At 74.2% G+C, this 16,596-nt stretch carries 12 protein-coding genes; 7 read left to right on the top strand and 5 right to left on the bottom strand.

Annotated features, from left to right (window positions below; all coding sequences use genetic code 11):
* The first annotated feature begins 138 nt into the window (after window positions 1–138).
* A complete protein-coding gene (locus tag ACH9EU_RS08090; RefSeq protein WP_396413453.1) occupies window positions 139–2,463 on the top strand; it encodes a RelA/SpoT family protein in 2,325 nt (774 codons plus the stop codon).
* A gap of 57 nt (window positions 2,464–2,520) precedes the next feature.
* Here the strand turns inward: ACH9EU_RS08090 and ACH9EU_RS08085 are convergent, their stop codons facing one another.
* Together ACH9EU_RS08085 and ACH9EU_RS08080 are read right to left on the bottom strand one after the other, a co-directional pair.
* Window positions 2,521–3,150, bottom strand: a complete 630-nt coding sequence (locus ACH9EU_RS08085) for a type IV toxin-antitoxin system AbiEi family antitoxin (protein WP_396413426.1) — start codon at window positions 3,148–3,150, stop codon at window positions 2,521–2,523.
* An 85-nt stretch (window positions 3,151–3,235) separates the two neighbouring features.
* Complete coding sequence (locus tag ACH9EU_RS08080; protein ID WP_396413425.1) at window positions 3,236–4,681, bottom strand: DUF349 domain-containing protein; 1,446 nt, start codon at window positions 4,679–4,681, stop codon at window positions 3,236–3,238.
* A 386-nt stretch (window positions 4,682–5,067) separates the two neighbouring features.
* Here ACH9EU_RS08080 and hisS point away from each other — a divergent pair, with 386 nt between their 5' ends.
* Window positions 5,068–6,426: a histidine--tRNA ligase gene (gene hisS, locus ACH9EU_RS08075; RefSeq protein WP_396413424.1), complete on the top strand. Its 1,359-nt coding sequence runs from the start codon at window positions 5,068–5,070 to the stop codon at window positions 6,424–6,426.
* A 379-nt stretch (window positions 6,427–6,805) separates the two neighbouring features.
* Here hisS and ACH9EU_RS08070 read toward each other — a convergent pair whose 3' ends face one another.
* Complete coding sequence (locus ACH9EU_RS08070; RefSeq protein WP_396413423.1) at window positions 6,806–8,104, bottom strand: amino acid permease; 1,299 nt, start codon at window positions 8,102–8,104, stop codon at window positions 6,806–6,808.
* 131 nt (window positions 8,105–8,235) lie between these two features.
* On the opposite strand from ACH9EU_RS08070, the gene aspS reads away from it, so the two are divergent.
* Entirely contained in the window at window positions 8,236–10,062 is a 1,827-nt protein-coding gene (gene aspS, locus ACH9EU_RS08065) for an aspartate--tRNA ligase (RefSeq protein ID WP_396413422.1), read from the top strand.
* 366 nt (window positions 10,063–10,428) lie between these two features.
* Entirely contained in the window at window positions 10,429–11,037 is a 609-nt protein-coding gene (locus ACH9EU_RS08060) for a maleylpyruvate isomerase N-terminal domain-containing protein (protein ID WP_396413421.1), read from the top strand.
* A gap of 9 nt (window positions 11,038–11,046) precedes the next feature.
* Here the strand turns inward: ACH9EU_RS08060 and ACH9EU_RS08055 are convergent, their stop codons facing one another.
* Window positions 11,047–11,646 carry a hypothetical protein gene (locus ACH9EU_RS08055; RefSeq protein WP_396413420.1) on the bottom strand — a complete coding sequence of 200 codons (600 nt, stop codon included), beginning with the start codon at window positions 11,644–11,646 and terminating at the stop codon, window positions 11,047–11,049.
* 49 nt (window positions 11,647–11,695) lie between these two features.
* Between ACH9EU_RS08055 and dtd the strand changes: the two genes are divergently transcribed.
* Both dtd and ACH9EU_RS08045 read left to right on the top strand, forming a co-directional pair.
* Window positions 11,696–12,148, top strand: coding sequence for a D-aminoacyl-tRNA deacylase (dtd, locus tag ACH9EU_RS08050; RefSeq protein WP_396413419.1), 453 nt, complete (start codon window positions 11,696–11,698; stop codon window positions 12,146–12,148).
* A gap of 100 nt (window positions 12,149–12,248) precedes the next feature.
* Window positions 12,249–13,760, top strand: a complete 1,512-nt coding sequence (locus tag ACH9EU_RS08045) for an AAA family ATPase (protein WP_396413418.1) — start codon at window positions 12,249–12,251, stop codon at window positions 13,758–13,760.
* Here ACH9EU_RS08045 and ACH9EU_RS08040 read toward each other — a convergent pair.
* Window positions 13,742–14,719, bottom strand: coding sequence for a sugar-binding domain-containing protein (locus ACH9EU_RS08040; protein ID WP_396413417.1), 978 nt, complete (start codon window positions 14,717–14,719; stop codon window positions 13,742–13,744). The genes ACH9EU_RS08045 and ACH9EU_RS08040 overlap by 19 nt on opposite strands.
* Before the next feature lie 98 nt (window positions 14,720–14,817).
* Between ACH9EU_RS08040 and ACH9EU_RS08035 the strand changes: the two genes are divergently transcribed.
* Window positions 14,818–16,557, top strand: a complete 1,740-nt coding sequence (locus ACH9EU_RS08035; protein ID WP_396413416.1) for an FAD-dependent oxidoreductase — start codon at window positions 14,818–14,820, stop codon at window positions 16,555–16,557.
* Window positions 16,558–16,596 lie beyond the last annotated feature (39 nt).

Genomic DNA, 16,596 nt, shown 5'->3' with positions numbered 1-16,596 from the left:
CCAGCTCGACGACCGGGGCGGCGGCCGGNCCGCCCCGCGCGCATCACCGGGAAGGGAGCATCCGTCATGAGCTCGTCCGACGACGGGGCAGCCCCCGCGGGCCAGGGCACCGCGCCGACACCGCCGCGCCGGTCCGACATGGCCGGCACGCACTACGTGGTGCCCGCCTCCCGGCCGCTCCTGGGCCGGGCCGTGTTCCCGGGCCGCAGCGACCGCACCCGGTCGTCCCTGTCCTACCTCTCGGGCCGGCCCATGGACCACTCGCCGATCCTCGAGCCGCTGCTGCACACCGTGCGCACGACCCACCCCGACGAGGACCTGGAGGTGCTCCAGCGCGCGTTCAAGGTGGCGGAGAAGTGCCACGAGGGCCAGAAGCGCAAGAGCGGGGACCCCTACATCACGCACCCCGTGGCCGTGACCACGATCCTGGCGGAGCTGGGCATGACCGGCGCGACGCTCGTGGCGGCGCTGCTGCACGACACCGTGGAGGACACCGACTACACCCTGGAGCAGCTGCGCGCCGAGTTCGGCGACGAGGTCGCCGCGCTCGTCGACGGGGTGACGAAGCTCGACAAGGTCCAGTACGGCGACGCGGCGCAGGCCGAGACGGTGCGCAAGATGATCGTGGCGATGGCCAAGGACATCCGCGTGCTGGTGATCAAGCTGGCCGACCGGCTGCACAACGCCCGCACCTGGCGCTTCGTCTCCCAGTCCTCGTCCTCGAAGAAGGCGCGCGAGACCCTGGAGATCTTCGCGCCGCTGGCCCACCGGCTCGGCATGAACACGATCAAGTGGGAGCTCGAGGACCTGGCCTTCGCGGCGCTGTACCCGAAGGTCTACGACGAGATCGTGCGGATGGTGGGGGAGCGGCAGCCGCAGCGGGAGCGCACCCTCGCGAAGATCCGGGAGCGCATCGCCGAGGACCTGGCCGAGGCGGGGATCGAGGCGACGATCACGGGCCGGCCCAAGCACTACTACTCGATCTACCAGAAGATGATCGTGCGCGGGAAGGACTTCGACGAGATCCACGACCTGCAGGCGGTCCGGGTGCTCGTGAACACGGTGCGGGAGTGCTACGCCGCGCTGGGCGCCCTGCACGCGCGGTGGCGGCCGCTGCCGGGGCGGTTCAAGGACTACATCGCCATGCCGAAGTTCAACATGTACCAGTCCCTGCACACCACCGTGATCGGCCCGGACGGGCGGCCGGTGGAGATCCAGATCCGCACCCACGAGATGCACCGCCGCGCGGAGTACGGCGTGGCCGCGCACTGGAAGTACAAGGACCAGGCCAACCAGGCGAACTCGGCGACGCCGAAGGCGCAGGAGGGGGACCTGGCCTGGCTCAGCGCCCTGGTGTCCTGGCAGGAGGAGACGCAGGACTCCTCCGAGTTCCTCGACTCCCTGCGCTACCAGATCAACACGTCCGAGGTGTACGTGTTCACCCCCAAGGGCGAGGTCATGGCCCTGCCCACGGGGTCGACCCCCGTGGACTTCGCCTACGCCGTGCACACCGAGGTCGGGCACAAGACCATCGGCGCGCGGGTCAACGGCAAGCTCGTGCCGCTGTCCTCCGAGCTCCAGCACGGGGACTGGGTCGAGGTGCTGACCTCCAAGTCCGAGCACGCCGGCCCGTCCCAGGACTGGCTGAAGTTCGTGAAGTCCCCGCGGGCGCGCAACAAGATCCGGCAGTGGTTCTCCAAGGAGCGCCGCGAGGAGGCCATCGAGAAGGGCAAGGACGCGCTCACCCGCGCCCTGCGCAAGCACCACCTGCCGCTGCAGCGGACCCTCACCCAGGAGTCCCTGCTCGCGGTGGCCCAGGACTTCCACCGCACGGACATCAGTTCCCTCTACGAGGCGATCGGCTCCGACGTGGTGAGCGCCCAGGACGTCGTCGAGAAGATCGTGGGCAGTCTCGGCGGGGCGGACGGTGCCGAGGAGGACTTCGCCGAGACGACCATCGCGACCCACCCCGTGCGGCCGCGGGTCTCGGACTCCGGGGTGACCGTCAAGGGCGCCACGGACGTGTACGTCAAGCTCGCCCGCTGCTGCACCCCCGTGCCCCCGGACGCGATCATGGGCTTCGTGACCCGCGGCACCGGCATCTCGGTCCACCGGAAGGACTGCGCCAACATGCTCGCGCTGTCCTCGACCGAGCGGGTCGTGGAGGTCGAGTGGGCCCCCACCCAGTCCAGCGTGTTCCTCGTGGAGATCCAGGTGGAGGCCCTCGACCGGAAGTCCCTGCTCTCGGACGTCACGCGGGTGCTCTCCGAGAACCACGTCAACATCCTCAGCGCCTCGGTGCACACCTCCAAGTCCCGGCTGGCGATCTCCCGCTTCGCCTTCGAGATGGGCGACCCCCGCTACCTGGACCACGTGCTCAACCAGGTCCGGCGCATCGACGGGGTCTACGACGTCTACCGCACCTCGGGCAACCGGGCCATCTCGGAGGCCTCCGGCGCCTGATCCCGGGGGAGCGGGCCGGGTGGACCGGGCCGGGACGCGGCGCAGGGGGTGCCGGCCTCAGGCCGTGCCGTCGGCCCGCCGCCCGCCTCCGGCCACTCCTGTTCCGCCGGCCGCCCGGGCGGCGCGTCGGACGCGCACCAGCGCCGCCTGGCGGCCGGGCATCCGCCCGAAGCTCCCGAGCGCCGCCACGACCAGCTCGGGCGGGCAGTGCAGGTGCGGGGCGTGCATGAGGGTGGTCAGCGCCGCCGTTCCGTCCGGCCCGGGCACGTGCAGGGCCAGGTCCACCGCGGTGCGCAGCGGGGTGGTCACGCGCACCGCCCCGGTGTCGTGCACGTCGTAGCCGCCGAGGGTGACCTGGTGCAGGGCCACACCCTCCGGTACGGGGGACATCGTGGTGCGGCGCAGCTTGTCCAGCAGCAGGGGGAGGGTGGTCGGCCGGCCGGCGCACCCGTAGAACCACGCGGCCGACAACCGTCCGAGGACGCCGCGGCGCAGCAGGTGCGGTGGCAGCTGGGCCTCCAGCGCCGCGGCCTTCAGGCGCCGGGTCACCGGCCGGCCCCGCAACAGGTGCGCCTCCAGGACCACGGGCACGAGCACGCCGTCGGCCACGAGGGCCGAGAGCTCCACGCGGGAGAAGGGCCGGCCCGGAAGGAGCAGGGCGTCGGGGTGCCACGGCGGATCGTCCATGGGCCCAGCCTCACCGACGGGCCCGGCACGGGAAAGGCCCCCGGGGCGCGCTGTGGACAACGCGGCCCAGGGGCGTCCGAGGCCGCTACCGGAGGTCGGCGGAGGACCGGCGCAGGGTCTCCAGCCACTGCCGGCTGGTCGACAGCTCCTCCTCCAGCCGGGCCGCGCGCTTGGCGTCGCCCGTGGACCGGGCCTTCTCCAGAGCAGCCTCCTGGTCCTCGATCTTCGTCTCCAGCTGGGCGAGCATCGAGTTGGAGCGGGCCTTCGTCTCGGGGTTCGTGCGCTGCCACTTCGCGTCCTCGGCCTCGCGCACGGCGTCCTCGACGGCACGCAGCTCGGTCTCGACCCGCCGCATGTGCGCGCGCGGGACCTTCCCGGCCTGCTCCCACCGGTCGAGGATGTCGCCCAGCGCCCGCTTGGCGGCCTTGAGGTCGGTGATCGGGAGCAGGGCCTTCGCCTCGGCGAGGAGCTGCTCCTTGACCACCAGGTTCGCCTCGAACTCCTGGTCGATCCGTGCGTTGTCCGCCTTGCGCGCCTCGAAGAACGTGTCCTGGGCGGCACGGAACCGGGCCCACAGGGCGTCGTCGTCCTTCTTCGACGCGCGCTTGGACTCCTTCCACCGGTCCATGAGGCGGCGGTACTCCGCGGCGGTCGCGGCCCAGTCCGTCGAACCGGAGAGGGCCTCGGCCTCGGCGATCAGCGCCTCCTTGGCCCGCTTGGCCGCCGCGTTGTCCGCGTCCAGCTGGGAGAAGAACGCACGTCGGTGCCGGTCGAAGGTCGTCCGGGCCGTTCGGAAACGCTTCCACAGCGCGTCCTCCGCGGAGCGGCCCAGGCGGACGCCGGACTTCTGGTGCGCCTTCCACTGCTCGAACAGCTCGGCCATCCGCGCGGACGACTGCTTCCACTGGGTGCGCTGCGCGTCCTGACCCGCGATCTGCTCCGCCTCGGCCACGATCGCCTCCCGGGCCGCGAGGTGCTCGGCGCGCTGGGCCTCGTGGGCGGCCCGCTCGGCGCTCTCGAGCTCCCGGATCGCCGGCCGCAGGGCCTCCAGGCGGGACTCCAGCTCCTTGAGGTCACCGAGCATGTTGCGCTGGGCCACCTGCTCGGCGAGGTGCTCGACCGTCGTCAGCATGTCCGCCGCCGGCGCACCCGCGGCCACGCGCTGCTCGAGCAGGGCCACCTGGGCCTCGACGTCGTCGAACTTCCGGGCGAAGTACGCCAGCGCCTCGTCCTCCGAGGCGTCCGGGAACTGGCCGCAGAGCACCTCCTCGCCGTCCACGACGACGTGGACGTGCCCGTCCTCCGTGACGCGCCCGAACTTCCGGGCACGGGCGACGGACTCCGGGGAGGCCAGTGCGGGTGCCGTCGTGGTGGCGGCGGGTGCCGTGGTCGGGGCGGCGGGTGCCGCCGGGGTCGCCGGCGCGGGGCCGGGGCCGGGGCCGGGGACGGGCGGCTTCGGCACCGGACCCGGGGCGGGACGGGGAGTGGGACGGGGAGTGGGCTGGTCGTCGGATTCGAGACGTTCTGTCACCGCTGGAACTCTTTCGCTCTCGCCGGCGGCGGCCCCGGGCGGCCCCCGGCGTCGTCGCCCGGCTTCGGACAATCGTCTGGCCCATACTACCGACGACGCCCTCCCCGGCCCCGGCCCGCCCCTGAGCCCGGGCGCGGCCACTCGGCGCCCGGGAGCGGAGCCCCGGGACGGGTGCCGGTGGCCGGCTCCGGTCGGCGACGGAGGGGCGGGGACCGTTCATCGCGACGTGCTCCGGGCCGTGCCGGGGCCGGTGGTCGGGCCCGCGTCCCGGCTCGTGCTTTGGGCCGTGCGCGCACGGCTCTCTAGGATGTGGGGGGACCCGTCCGGCCCGCGACCGGCCGGAGGCCCCACCACCCACCGCCGTCCCACCCGAGGAGCACGTCCCCATGGCCCGCAAGACCTCCCTGTCCGGTTTCCCCGAATGGCTTCCGGAGGAGCGTCTGGTCGAGCTGCACGTGCTGGACGTCCTGCGCGAGACCTTCGAGCTGCACGGCTTCTCCTCGATCGAGACCCGCGCGGTCGAGACGGTCGGGCAGCTGCTGCGCAAGGGTGAGATCGACAAGGAGGTCTACGTCGTCTCCCGCCTCCAGGAGGACGAGGACGCTCCGGCCGACCGCGGCGACGACCGCCTGGCCCTGCACTTCGACCTCACCGTGCCCTTCGCACGGTACGTGGTGGAGAACGGCGGGCACCTGACGTTCCCGTTCCGCCGCTACCAGATCCAGAAGGTGTGGCGCGGGGAGCGACCCCAGGAGGGCCGTTCCCGCGAGTTCACCCAGGCCGACATCGACGTCGTGGGCGACGGCGCGCTGCCGTTCCGCTACGACGTCGAGCTGGCGCTCGTCATGATCGACGCACTGTCCCGGCTGCCGCTGCCGCCGTTCGTGCTGCGCGTGAACAACCGCAAGCTCGCCGAGGGCTTCTACCGGGGCATCGGCCTGCAGGACTCCGCCGGCGTGCTGCGCAACATCGACAAGCTCGAGAAGATCGGCCGGGAGCGGGTCGCCCAGGCGCTGTGCGACGAGGTGGGCGCCACGCCCGAGCAGGCCGACGCCGCGCTGCAGCTGGCGTCGATCCGCACCGAGGACACGTCCTTCGTGGACAAGGTCCGGGCGCTCGGGGTGAACACGCAGCTGCTCGAGGAGGGGCTGCGTGAGCTCGAGGAGGTCGTCGCGGAGGCCTCCCGCCGCGCCCCCGGCCGCGTCGTGGCCGACCTGTCCATCGCCCGCGGCCTCGACTACTACACCGGCACCGTCTACGAGACCGTGCTCCTCGGCCACGAGCAGCTGGGCTCCGTCTGCTCCGGCGGCCGCTACGAGTCCCTGGCCACGACCGGACGGAAGACCTATCCCGGGGTGGGCCTGTCCGTCGGGGTCACCCGGCTGGTCTCCCGCATGCTCTCCCAGGGGATGGCCGCACCGTCCCGGCAGGTCCCCACGGCCGTGCTCGTCTCGCTGGTGGACGAGGAGTCCTGGTCCCAGGCCCAGGACGTGGCCGAGCAGCTGCGCGCCCGCGGCATCGCGTGCGAGGTCTCGGCCAGCGCCGCGAAGTTCGGCAAGCAGATCAGGTACGCGGAGCGCCGCGGCATCCCGTTCGTGTGGTTCACCGCCCGCGCCGAGGACGGGACCCTCGTGCACGAGGTCAAGGACATCCGCTCCGGCGAGCAGGTCCGCGCCGATCCCGCCGCGTGGGCCCCGCCGGCGGAGGACCTGCGCCCGGTCGTCGCCGCCCGCGCCGAGGCGTAGCGCCCGGCACGGGCCCCCGCACGCGTCGCCACCGCCGAGTCCCCACTCGCCCGGCGCCGAGTCCCCATCGAGGCCGCTTCGGAGCCGCTTCTGAGCCGCTGAGTCCCCATCGAGGCCGCCTCGGATCCGCCGAGTCCCCACTCGCCCGGCGCCGAGTCCCCATGGTTGCCGGATCTGGACCGTCATCTTCCCAATCCGGCTTCGGCTCCCCAGGAGCGCGCTGGGGGAACTGAAGCCGCATTGGGGATCGGGCGCTCCGGCGCTCGGCCGGTTGGGGGATCGGCGCCGGGGTGGGGCCTGTTGCCGGGCGGCGCGTGGAGGGCGGGCGCTGCTGAGCGCGGGTGAGTGGAGGGCGGCGCTGCTGAGCGCGGGTGAGGTGTCAGCGGCGGCGGAGGGCCAGGACCAGCGCCCGGCCGGCGAGTCCCGCCGCGAAGACGCCCAGCATGGTCAGCACCGACACGACCGGCAGGGTGGCGGCGAGCACCAGGCACCCGGTCAGACCCACCACGTTGACCGCCCGGGGGGCCCAGCCGGGCCGCTCGGTCATGGTCAGCGCGGAGAGATTGGCCAGGGCGTAGTAGACCAGCACCCCGAAGCTGGAGAACCCGATCACGGTCCGCACGTCCCCGGCCAGGACCAGGACGACCACCAGACCCGCCACGGCAAGCTCCGCGGCCCACGGCACCCGGTGCCGTTCGGACACAGCGGCCAGCCCGGCCGGCAGGTCCCGGTTGCGGGCCATGGCCAGGGCGGTGCGGGAGATCCCCGCCACGAGGGCCAGCAGGGCCCCGAGCGTGGCCAGGGCCGCGGCAGCGGTCACGACGGCGCCCGCGGCGGCCGCCGGACCGGCCGCCCAGCCGGCGGACTCCACGGCGGACCGGACGGCCGTCAGCAGCGGTGCCGGCGCCGCGGCGAGTCGGTCCGGCCCGAGCAGGCGCAGCAGGCCCAGGCCGAGTGCGCCGTAGAGCACCAGGGTGACCGCCAGCGCCCCGAGCACGGCCCGGGGGATCGTGCGGGCCGGGTCCCGGACCTCCTCGCCCAGCGTGGCCACGCGGGCGTACCCGGCGAACGCGAAGAAGAGGATCCCGGCCGCCGGCAGCACCCCCCACGCCGAGCCGTCCGGGAGCGGGGAGGCCGGTGGCGCCGCCGCGGGGCTCGTGTACAGGAGCGCGGTCACCCCCACCAGCACCGCCAGCACGGGCAGGAGCAGCAGCCTGGTCATCCGCGCGGTGCGGGTCACCCCGCCCAGGTTCACCGCGGTCAGGCCCAGCACGGCGGCCACGGCCAGCAGCCGGGCGACGACGTCGCCGGTCCCGGCGAGCTGCCCGGCGTAGAGGCCGAAGGCCAGCGCCATGGCCGCCGCGGACGCCGTCTTCCCGGTCACGAAGCCCCAGCCGGCCACGAACGCCGGCCAGTGGCCCAGGCGCTGCCCGGCGTACAGGTACGAGCCGCCCGAGGCGGGGTAGCGGGCGGCCAGCTGGGCCGTGGAGGTCGCGTTGCACCAGGCCACGACCGCGGCCACGAGCAGGGCGGCGGGCAGCCACGACCCGGCGTGGCCCGCGGCGGGCGCGAAGGCCACGAAGACCCCGGCGCCGACCATCGAGCCGACGCCGATCACGGTGGCGTCGAGGGTGCCCAGCCGACGGGCGAGGGCCGGGTGGCCGGAGGAGCTGCTCATGGTCGTCCTGTCGGTCGGGAACCGGGCTGTAAACTCGTTCCCGAACGAGAGTAGGGGCACCGGGCGACCCCGGCCGAACGTGCGATCCGTGCGGCCCCGTCCGGACCTCCCGACCAACGAAGGGCTTTTGAGTGCTGCGCACACACAACCTCGGCGAGCTACGCGCCGAGCACATCGGAGAGACCGTCACGCTGGCCGGCTGGGTCGGCCGTCGCCGCGACCACGGAGGGGTGGCCTTCCTGGACCTGCGCGACGCCTCCGGTGTCGCCCAGATCGTGGTGCGCGACGAGGCGGACTTCCACCACCTGCGCAACGAGTACGTCCTCCAGGTCGTCGGCTCCGTGGAGCGTCGTCCCGAGGGCAACGAGAACCCCGCGCTCGGCACCGGCGAGATCGAGGTCGTGGCCGAGACCGTGACCGTGCTCAACAGCGCCGCCCCGCTGCCGTTCCAGATCGACGAGCACGTGGAGGTCGGGGAGGACGCCCGGCTCAGGCACCGCTATCTCGACCTGCGCCGGCCCGCGCCGGCGCGCAACATGAGGCTGCGCTCGGAGGCCAACCGGATCGCCCGCGAGCTGCTCCACCAGGACGGCTTCACGGAGGTCGAGACGCCCACGCTGACCCGTTCGACGCCGGAGGGCGCGCGGGACTTCCTGGTCCCGGCCCGGCTGGCCCCCGGCTCCTGGTACGCCCTGCCGCAGTCCCCGCAGCTGTTCAAGCAGCTGCTGCAGGTCGGCGGCATCGAGAAGTACTACCAGATCGCCCGCTGCTACCGGGACGAGGACTTCCGTGCGGACCGCCAGCCCGAGTTCACGCAGCTCGACATCGAGGCCTCCTTCGTGGAGCAGGACGACGTGATCGCCCTGGGCGAGCGCATCGTGGCCGCCCTGTGGCGGCTCGTCGACGTGGAGATCCCGACCCCCATCCGCCGGATGACCTACGCGGACGCCATGGCGAAGTACGGCACCGACAAGCCGGACCTGCGCTTCGGCCTCGAGCTGACCGAGCTCACGGACTACTTCCGGGACACGACCTTCCGCGTGTTCAGGGCCCCGTACGTGGGCGCCGTGGTCATGCCCGGCGGTGCGTCCCAGCCGCGACGGACGCTGGACGCGTGGCAGGACTGGGCCAAGCAGCGCGGCGCCAAGGGCCTGGCCTACGTGCTCGTGGGCGAGGACGGCACCCTGACCGGTCCGGTGGCGAAGAACATCACCGACGCCGAGCGCGAGGGCCTGGCCGCCGCCGCGGGTGCGCAGCCGGGCGACTGCATCTTCTTCGCCGCCGGGGAGACGAAGTCCTCCCGCGCGCTGCTCGGCGCCGCCCGGGTGGAGATCGGCCACCGCACCGGCCTGATCGACGAGGACGCCTGGGCGTTCGTGTGGGTCGTCGACGCGCCCCTGTTCGAGCCCGCCGCCGAGGCCGTGGAGTCCGGGGACGTCGCCGTGGGCGGTGGCCACTGGACCGCGGTCCACCACGCCTTCACCGCTCCCAAGCCCGAGTTCCTCGACAGCTTCGAGCAGGACCCCGGCGCCGCCCTGGCCTACGCCTACGACATCGTGTGCAACGGGCACGAGATCGGCGGCGGCTCCATCCGCATCCACCAGCAGGACGTGCAGCGACGGGTCTTCGAGGTCATGGGCCTCGGCGCGGAGGAGGCCGAGGACAAGTTCGGCTTCCTGCTGGAGGGCTTCCGGTACGGCGCGCCCCCGCACGGCGGCATCGCCTTCGGCTGGGACCGCGTCGTCGCGCTGCTGGCCGGCGCCGACTCCATCCGCGAGGTCATCGCCTTCCCGAAGACCGGCAACGGCTACGACCCGCTGACCGCCGCGCCAGCCCCGATCACCCCCCAGCAGCGCAAGGAGGCGGGGGTCGACGCCGAGCCCGAGCCCCACGGCGGGCAGGGGCACCGGGCCGACGGCGTGCGCGCCGAGCAGGTCCAGCCCGCCACCGCCCAGTAGCCGTCGGTGCCCCACGGGCCGGGACCGCGCGCCGCCGCGGCCCCGGCCCGTCCTCGGTCCGGGGAAGCCTGCCACGGGACAGGGGCAGGGGAGTCCGCCACGGCGGATCGGTCCGGAGGAGCCGGCCACGGTGGATCGGGCCGGTGAGCGTACCCCAGGAAGCGGTCCCGAGGGCGCCGTTGCAGGTGGGCCGTCGTGGAAGACGGACCGTGACGGCTCGCTCCCGGTCGCAGGTGCGACGGCACCGGTCACGGAGCATCATGGAGCCCGGCGGCCGCCGTCCCGGCGGACCGCAGATCGTCCCCGCTGCACCACCCCCGAGGGGATCCCATGACCCGTGACCCAGCCCCGACCCGCGACCCTGCCATGACCCGCACGGCTTTCCTCAACGCGGGAGCCTGCTTCGCCGAGCTCGTCGCGGCCGTCCCGCCCGGCCGGTGGTCCGCCCCCGGCCTCGGCTCCTGGGACGTCCGTGCGCTGGTGGGCCACGCCTGCCGCGCCCTCACGACCCTCACCCGCTACCTCGACGAGCCCGTTCCGGACGTGGCGTGCACCAACCCCGGGCAGTACTTCGTGCGCTCCGCGGAGGCGACCACCCCGGAGGAGGTCGCGGCCCGCGGCGTCGCGGCCGGGAACGATCTGGGCGAGGACCCGGCCGCGACCGTGCGCTCGGCGCTCGAGCAGGCGCGCGCGGCGCTCGCCCGGTTCCCGATGTCCGAGGACCCGGTGATCCGCACCGCGGCGGGCGGCATGCGGCTCAGCGCCTACCTGCCCACCCGCACGTTCGAGCTGGCCCTGCACGGGCTGGACCTGAGCGCCGCGTGCGGCCTGGACCGGCGGCCGCCGGACCACGTCCTGGCCGACGCCGGGCGCACCGCGATGCAGATCGCCGACGAACGGGGCCTGACCCCCGAGGTGCTCCGCGCGCTCACCGGGCGCGGAGACCTGCCGGAGGGCTTCTCCCTGCTGGGCTGAGCGGCGGACTCAGAGGACCGTGCCGGCCGTCGCGGCGTAGGCGAGACCGATGAGCACCCCGATGAGCGCTCCGGCCGCCGTCTGCGCCGGGGTGTGGTCCCCGCTGCGCACCCGCGAGAGGGCCACGGCGATCGGCACCGGCAGCGCGACGACGACCGCCCCGGGGACCGTGACGACGCCCAGGGCGACGGCCCAGCACGACGCCATGGCCACGTGGGCGGAGACCTTCCACCACAGGGTCACGACCATCAGCACGAGGATGCCGGCCAGCACGAAGGCCGTCGTCCACGGCACGGCGGGAGGAGCACCGAGCCACAGCTCCGCACCGACCACGAGAGCCGTCAGCGCGCCCGTGGCGGCGTAGACGGGCAGCCGCTGCGCGCGGGAGCGCACGAAGTGCCCGTCCACCAGCCCGCGCCGGGCCAGCGCGCGCAGCACGAACATCGGCAGCGACGCCACGAGCACGGCCGTGCCCAGTCCCCAGAGCAGCCCGGGCAGCCCGTCGCCGGCCCAGCCGGCGAGCAGCAGCAGGGAGAGCACGAGCGGGGCCGGGGCGAAGACCTCGGCCACGAGGACGCCGGCGCGTGCCGCCGCGCGATCTTCCGTCATGGGACGAGGCTACCCGCCGCCGGCCGGCGCCTGTGGTGGGATGGAGCCCATGCGCATCGTCCTGCAGCGAGTGATCCGTGCCGCCGTGACCGTGGAGGGCGAGACGGTGGGAGCGATCGACGGGCCCGGCCTCGTCGCCCTCGTGGGGGTGACCCACGACGACGACGACGCGACCGCGGCGCGGCTGGCCGAACGGACCTGGAACCTGCGGGTGCTGGCGGGCGAGCGCTCCTGCTCGGACCTCGGCGCGCCGGTGCTGGCGGTGAGCCAGTTCACGCTCTACGGGGACGCCCGCAGGGGGCGTCGCCCGTCGTGGTCCGCCGCGGCGCCGGGTCCGGTGAGCGAGCCCCTGTTCGAGGCGTACGTGCGGGCCCTGCGCGAGCTCGGCGCCCACGTGGAGACCGGCCGCTTCGGGGCGATGATGCAGGTCGAGCTCGTCAACGACGGCCCGGTCACGCTGGTCCTGGACAGCGCCGAGCTGGAGCGGCCGCGCCGGGCCTGAGCCGGCGCCGGCCGGCCGCGGGCACCGTGACCCGGGACGGAACGGCGCGGCCGGCCACGGGCCGCTCCAGGAGGTCGGGGGCAGCGGCTAGCCTGGGGGCGTGACCGGCTCCCTCTTCGACGACCTCGAGACCACCGACCCCGGCGCGGGCGAGCGGCGCGACGAGGCCCGACCCGGCCGGACCCGGCGGTCCCGCGCCCCGCTCGCGGTGCGGATGCGCCCGCGGACCCTCGACGAGATCGTGGGCCAGCAGCACCTGCTGAAGCCCGGCTCGCCGCTGCGCGTGCTGGCGGGGGAGGAGCACGGGCCGGCCGGGCCGTCGTCGATCGTGCTCTGGGGGCCTCCCGGCACGGGCAAGACCACCCTGGCGCACGTGATCGCCCGCGGGGTGGACCGGAAGTTCGTGGAGCTCTCCGCGATCACGGCCGGCGTCAAGGACGTGCGCCGGGTGATGGACGAGGCGCTGACCGACCGGGACCTGCACGGGCGCACCACCGTGCTGTTCCTCGACGAGATCCACCGCTTCACCAAGGCCCAGCAGGACGCGCTGCTGCCGGGGGTCGAGAACCAGTGGGTGGTGCTCGTGGCCGCGACCACCGAGAACCCGTCCTTCTCCGTCGTCTCGCCCCTGCTCTCCCGCTCGCTGCTGCTGACGCTGCGGCCGCTCGAGCGGGCCGACGTGGCGGCGCTGCTGGACCGTGCCGTCGTCGACCCCCGAGGACTGGGCGGGCAGGTGGAGCTGTCCGCCGAGGCGCGCGAGCACCTGCTGGAGCTCTCCGGCGGGGACGCCCGCAAGGCCCTCACCTCCCTGGAGGCCGCCGCCGCCGTGGCCTACTCCGAGGCGCCGCCGGACCACGCAGGGGCGCCGCCGGACCACACGGAGGAGGCCGTGCCCGGGCAGGAGCCGGCGGACGGGCCCCGGGCCGAGGACGTCCGGCCGAGCGGCACGCCCGTGATCACCCGCGAGCACGCCGAGGAGGCCCTCGACCGGGCGGCCCTGCGCTACGACCGCAACGGCGACCAGCACTACGACGTCGTCAGCGCGTTCATCAAGTCGATCCGCGGCTCCGACGTGGACGCCGCGATGCACTACCTCGCCCGGATGATCGAGGCGGGGGAGGACCCGAAGTTCATCGCCCGGCGGCTGATCATCTCGGCGTCGGAGGACATCGGGACGGCGGACCCGACCGCGCTGACGACGGCCGTCGCCGCCGCCCAGGCCGTCCAGCTCATCGGGATGCCCGAGGGCCGGATCCCGCTGGCCCAGGCCGTCGCGCACCTGGCCACCGCCCCGAAGTCCAACGCCGCCTACACCGCGATCAACGAGGCGGTCGCGGACGTCCGCGCCGGCCGGGCCGGACCCGTGCCGCCGCACCTGCGCGACGCGCACTACCCGGGCGCCGGCCAGCTCGGCCACGGCCGCGGCTACGTGTACGCCCACGACGAGCCCAACGGGGTCGCCGCCCAGCAGTACCCGCCCGACGAGCTCGTGGGCACCGACTACTACCGTCCCACCGACCACGGGCACGAGCGCGCGGTCGCGCACCGGCTCGGGATCCTGCGCGGCATCGTCCGGGACGGCGGGGGCCCGGCTCAGCGGCCGTCCAGCTGACGCACCACGGCGGCGGCCGTGCGCTCGTCGATGAGCAGGTCCGTGACCACGCCCGCCCGCAGCGCGCCGAGCAGGCCCGGCACCTTGTGCTCCCCGGCCACCACGCACAGCCGGCGCGGGATCCGCCGCAGCTCCATCGGGGTGGGCCCGCTGGCCCGCCGGTTGAGGTCGATGTCCGCGTACGTCCCGTCCTCCCGCAGGAACACCGTGCAGACGTCCCCGACGACGTGGTGGGCCGCGAGCTCACGGAAGGCGTCCTCGGCCAGGTACCCGCCGCTGTAGACCTGCGAGATCATCGGACCGCGGAACGCGCCGACGCTGAACACCGCGAGGTCCGCCGCGTTGCGCACCGCCAGGACCCTGCGGACCGACGACTCCTGCCACATGAGCGTTCGCGTCTCCTCCCGGTCGAAGAACGCGGGGGTGGGGAAGGGCAGCAGCGACGCGCCGAACGCCGTCGACATGCGCCCCAGCAGCGCGGCCGACTGCGCCGCCCCCGGGGACCGCGCGCTCACCGCGCCGTTCATCTGCACGACCACGGCGTCGCGCGTGGGCCGGGGGACCAGATGCTCGGCGACCGCCGACGTCGTGGTGCCCCACGCGACCGCCAGGGTCATGCCGTCCCCGAACCAGTCCCCGAGCAGCGCCGCGGCCGCCCGGGCCACGGACTCCAGCCGCTGGGGCTCCGTGGCGGTGCGCGGCGTCCCGGCCACGTGCACCGTGATCCCGAAGGTCTCCCGGAGCCGCCGGGAGAGCTCGTGCCCGGCCGCGGGCGGCGGGGCCAGGCTGATGCGCACGATGCCCCGGTCCCGGGCGGCCTGGAGCATCCGGGAGACCGTGGGCCGGGAGACGCCGAAGCGGTCGGCCACGGCCTCCATCGTCATGCCCTGCACCCAGTACAGCTCCGCGGCGTGGTGGAGCTCGGCATCACCGTGCACGACATCCTCCGTTTGCTGCACGTTCGTTCATTTGGATTGAGCATAGGTGCAATCGACGGAACAGTGTGAGGCAGAGCACGAAAAGGTCTCCGCACCCACCGACCGAAAGGACGCCGACCATGGCCGTTCCCACCCTGTCCCCCGCCGAGCGACGCCGCGCACTCACCGAGCTCTCGGAGGGCCCCGAGCTGGACGTCCTCGTGGTCGGCGGTGGCATCACCGGGGCCGGCATCGCCCTCGACGCCGCCACCCGGGGCCTGCGCACCGGCATCGTCGAGGCCCAGGACTGGGCCGGTGGCACCTCCCAGTGGTCCTCGAAGCTCGTGCACGGCGGCCTGCGCTACCTCCAGCAGCTGGACTTCAAACTCGTCTCCGAGGCCCTGCGCGAGCGCGAGCTGCTCCTGGACTTCCTGGCCCCGCACCTGGTCAAGCCCGTCCCCTTCCTCTACCCGCTGACCCACCGCTTCTGGGAGCGGCCCTACGTGACCGCCGGCATCGGCCTCTACGACGCCCTCGCCCACATCGGCGCGAAGGTCGCCACCCTGCCCTTCCAGCGCCACTACAGCTTCGCGGGCGTCCAGCGCGTCTTCCCGGACATCAGGCCGGGGTCCATGGTCGGGGCCGTCCAGTACTGGGACGGCAGGGTCGACGACGCCCGCCTCGTGCTGACCGTCGTGCGCACCGCGGTGCGCTACGGCGCGCTCGCGGCCAACCGCGCCCGGGCCGTGGACTTCCCCAAGGACGGCAGCGGCCGGGTGGTCGGCGCCACCGTGCGCGACCTCGAGACGGGCGCCGAGCTCACGGTGCGCGCGAAGAAGGTCATCGCGGCCACCGGCGTGTGGACCGAGCAGACCCAGGACCGGGCCGGCGCGGAGGGCGGGCTGAAGGTGCTCGCCTCCAAGGGCATCCACATCATCGTGCCGCGCGAACGGATCCGCGGCGAGCGCGGCCTGATCCTGCAGACGGAGAAGTCCGTGCTGTTCATCATCCCGTGGGAGCGCTACTGGATCATCGGCACCACCGACACCCCGTACCACCAGGAGCTCCGCCACCCCGTGGCCACCGCCGAGGACATCGACTACGTCATCGACCACGCCAACGTGGTCCTGGACCGACCCCTCACCCGCGACGACGTGATCGGGACCTACGCCGGGCTCCGGCCGCTGCTGCAGCCGGGGACCAAGGCCGGCGGGGACGAGCAGTCGACGAAGATCTCGCGCGAGCACACCGTCACGGAGGTCGTCCCCGGCCTGATCTCGATCGCCGGCGGCAAGCTCACGACCTACCGGGTCATGGCCCAGGACGCCGTGGACCTCGCCCTGGGCGAGGAGCGTGCCCGTGAGCTGCCCTCCGTGACCGACCGCACGCCGCTGCTGGGCGCCGACGGGTACCTGGCGCTGACCCGCCGGGCGGCCGGGCTGGGCGCCCGGCACGGCTGGAGCGAGGAGCAGGTCCAGCACCTGCTGAGCCGCTACGGCTCGGCGCTCGAGGAGATCGTCGACCTCGTCGCAGACCGCCCGGACCTCAACCGGCCGCTCGCCGGTGCGCCCGCGTACCTGCGGGCCGAGATCGTCCACGCCTGCACCCACGAGGGGGCGCTGCACCTCGAGGACGTCTTCGCCACCCGCACGCGGCTGACCTGGGAGCAGGCGCGCCACGGCCTCGACGCCGTCGAGGAGATCGCCGACCTCGCCGCGGAGGCCCTCGGCTGGGACGGGCGGCGGCGTGCCGCCGAGGTCGAGGCGTACCAGGCACGGTGCCGGGCCGAGGACGCCGCGGCCGGCACCGCCGACGACGCCGCGGCCGCCGCCGCCCGCGCCGCGGCCCCGGACGTCCTGGAGATCGTGCGCGGCGGCTGAGCCCCCGGCCGCGGCACCCCGGCGCCCCGGCTCACCACA

Source organism: Kocuria rhizosphaerae (assembly GCF_044462265.1).
Lineage (GTDB): Bacteria > Actinomycetota > Actinomycetes > Actinomycetales > Micrococcaceae > Kocuria > Kocuria rhizosphaerae.
Note: the sequence above shows the minus strand (reverse complement) of the source record. Positions and strands in the feature narration are given on the sequence as shown.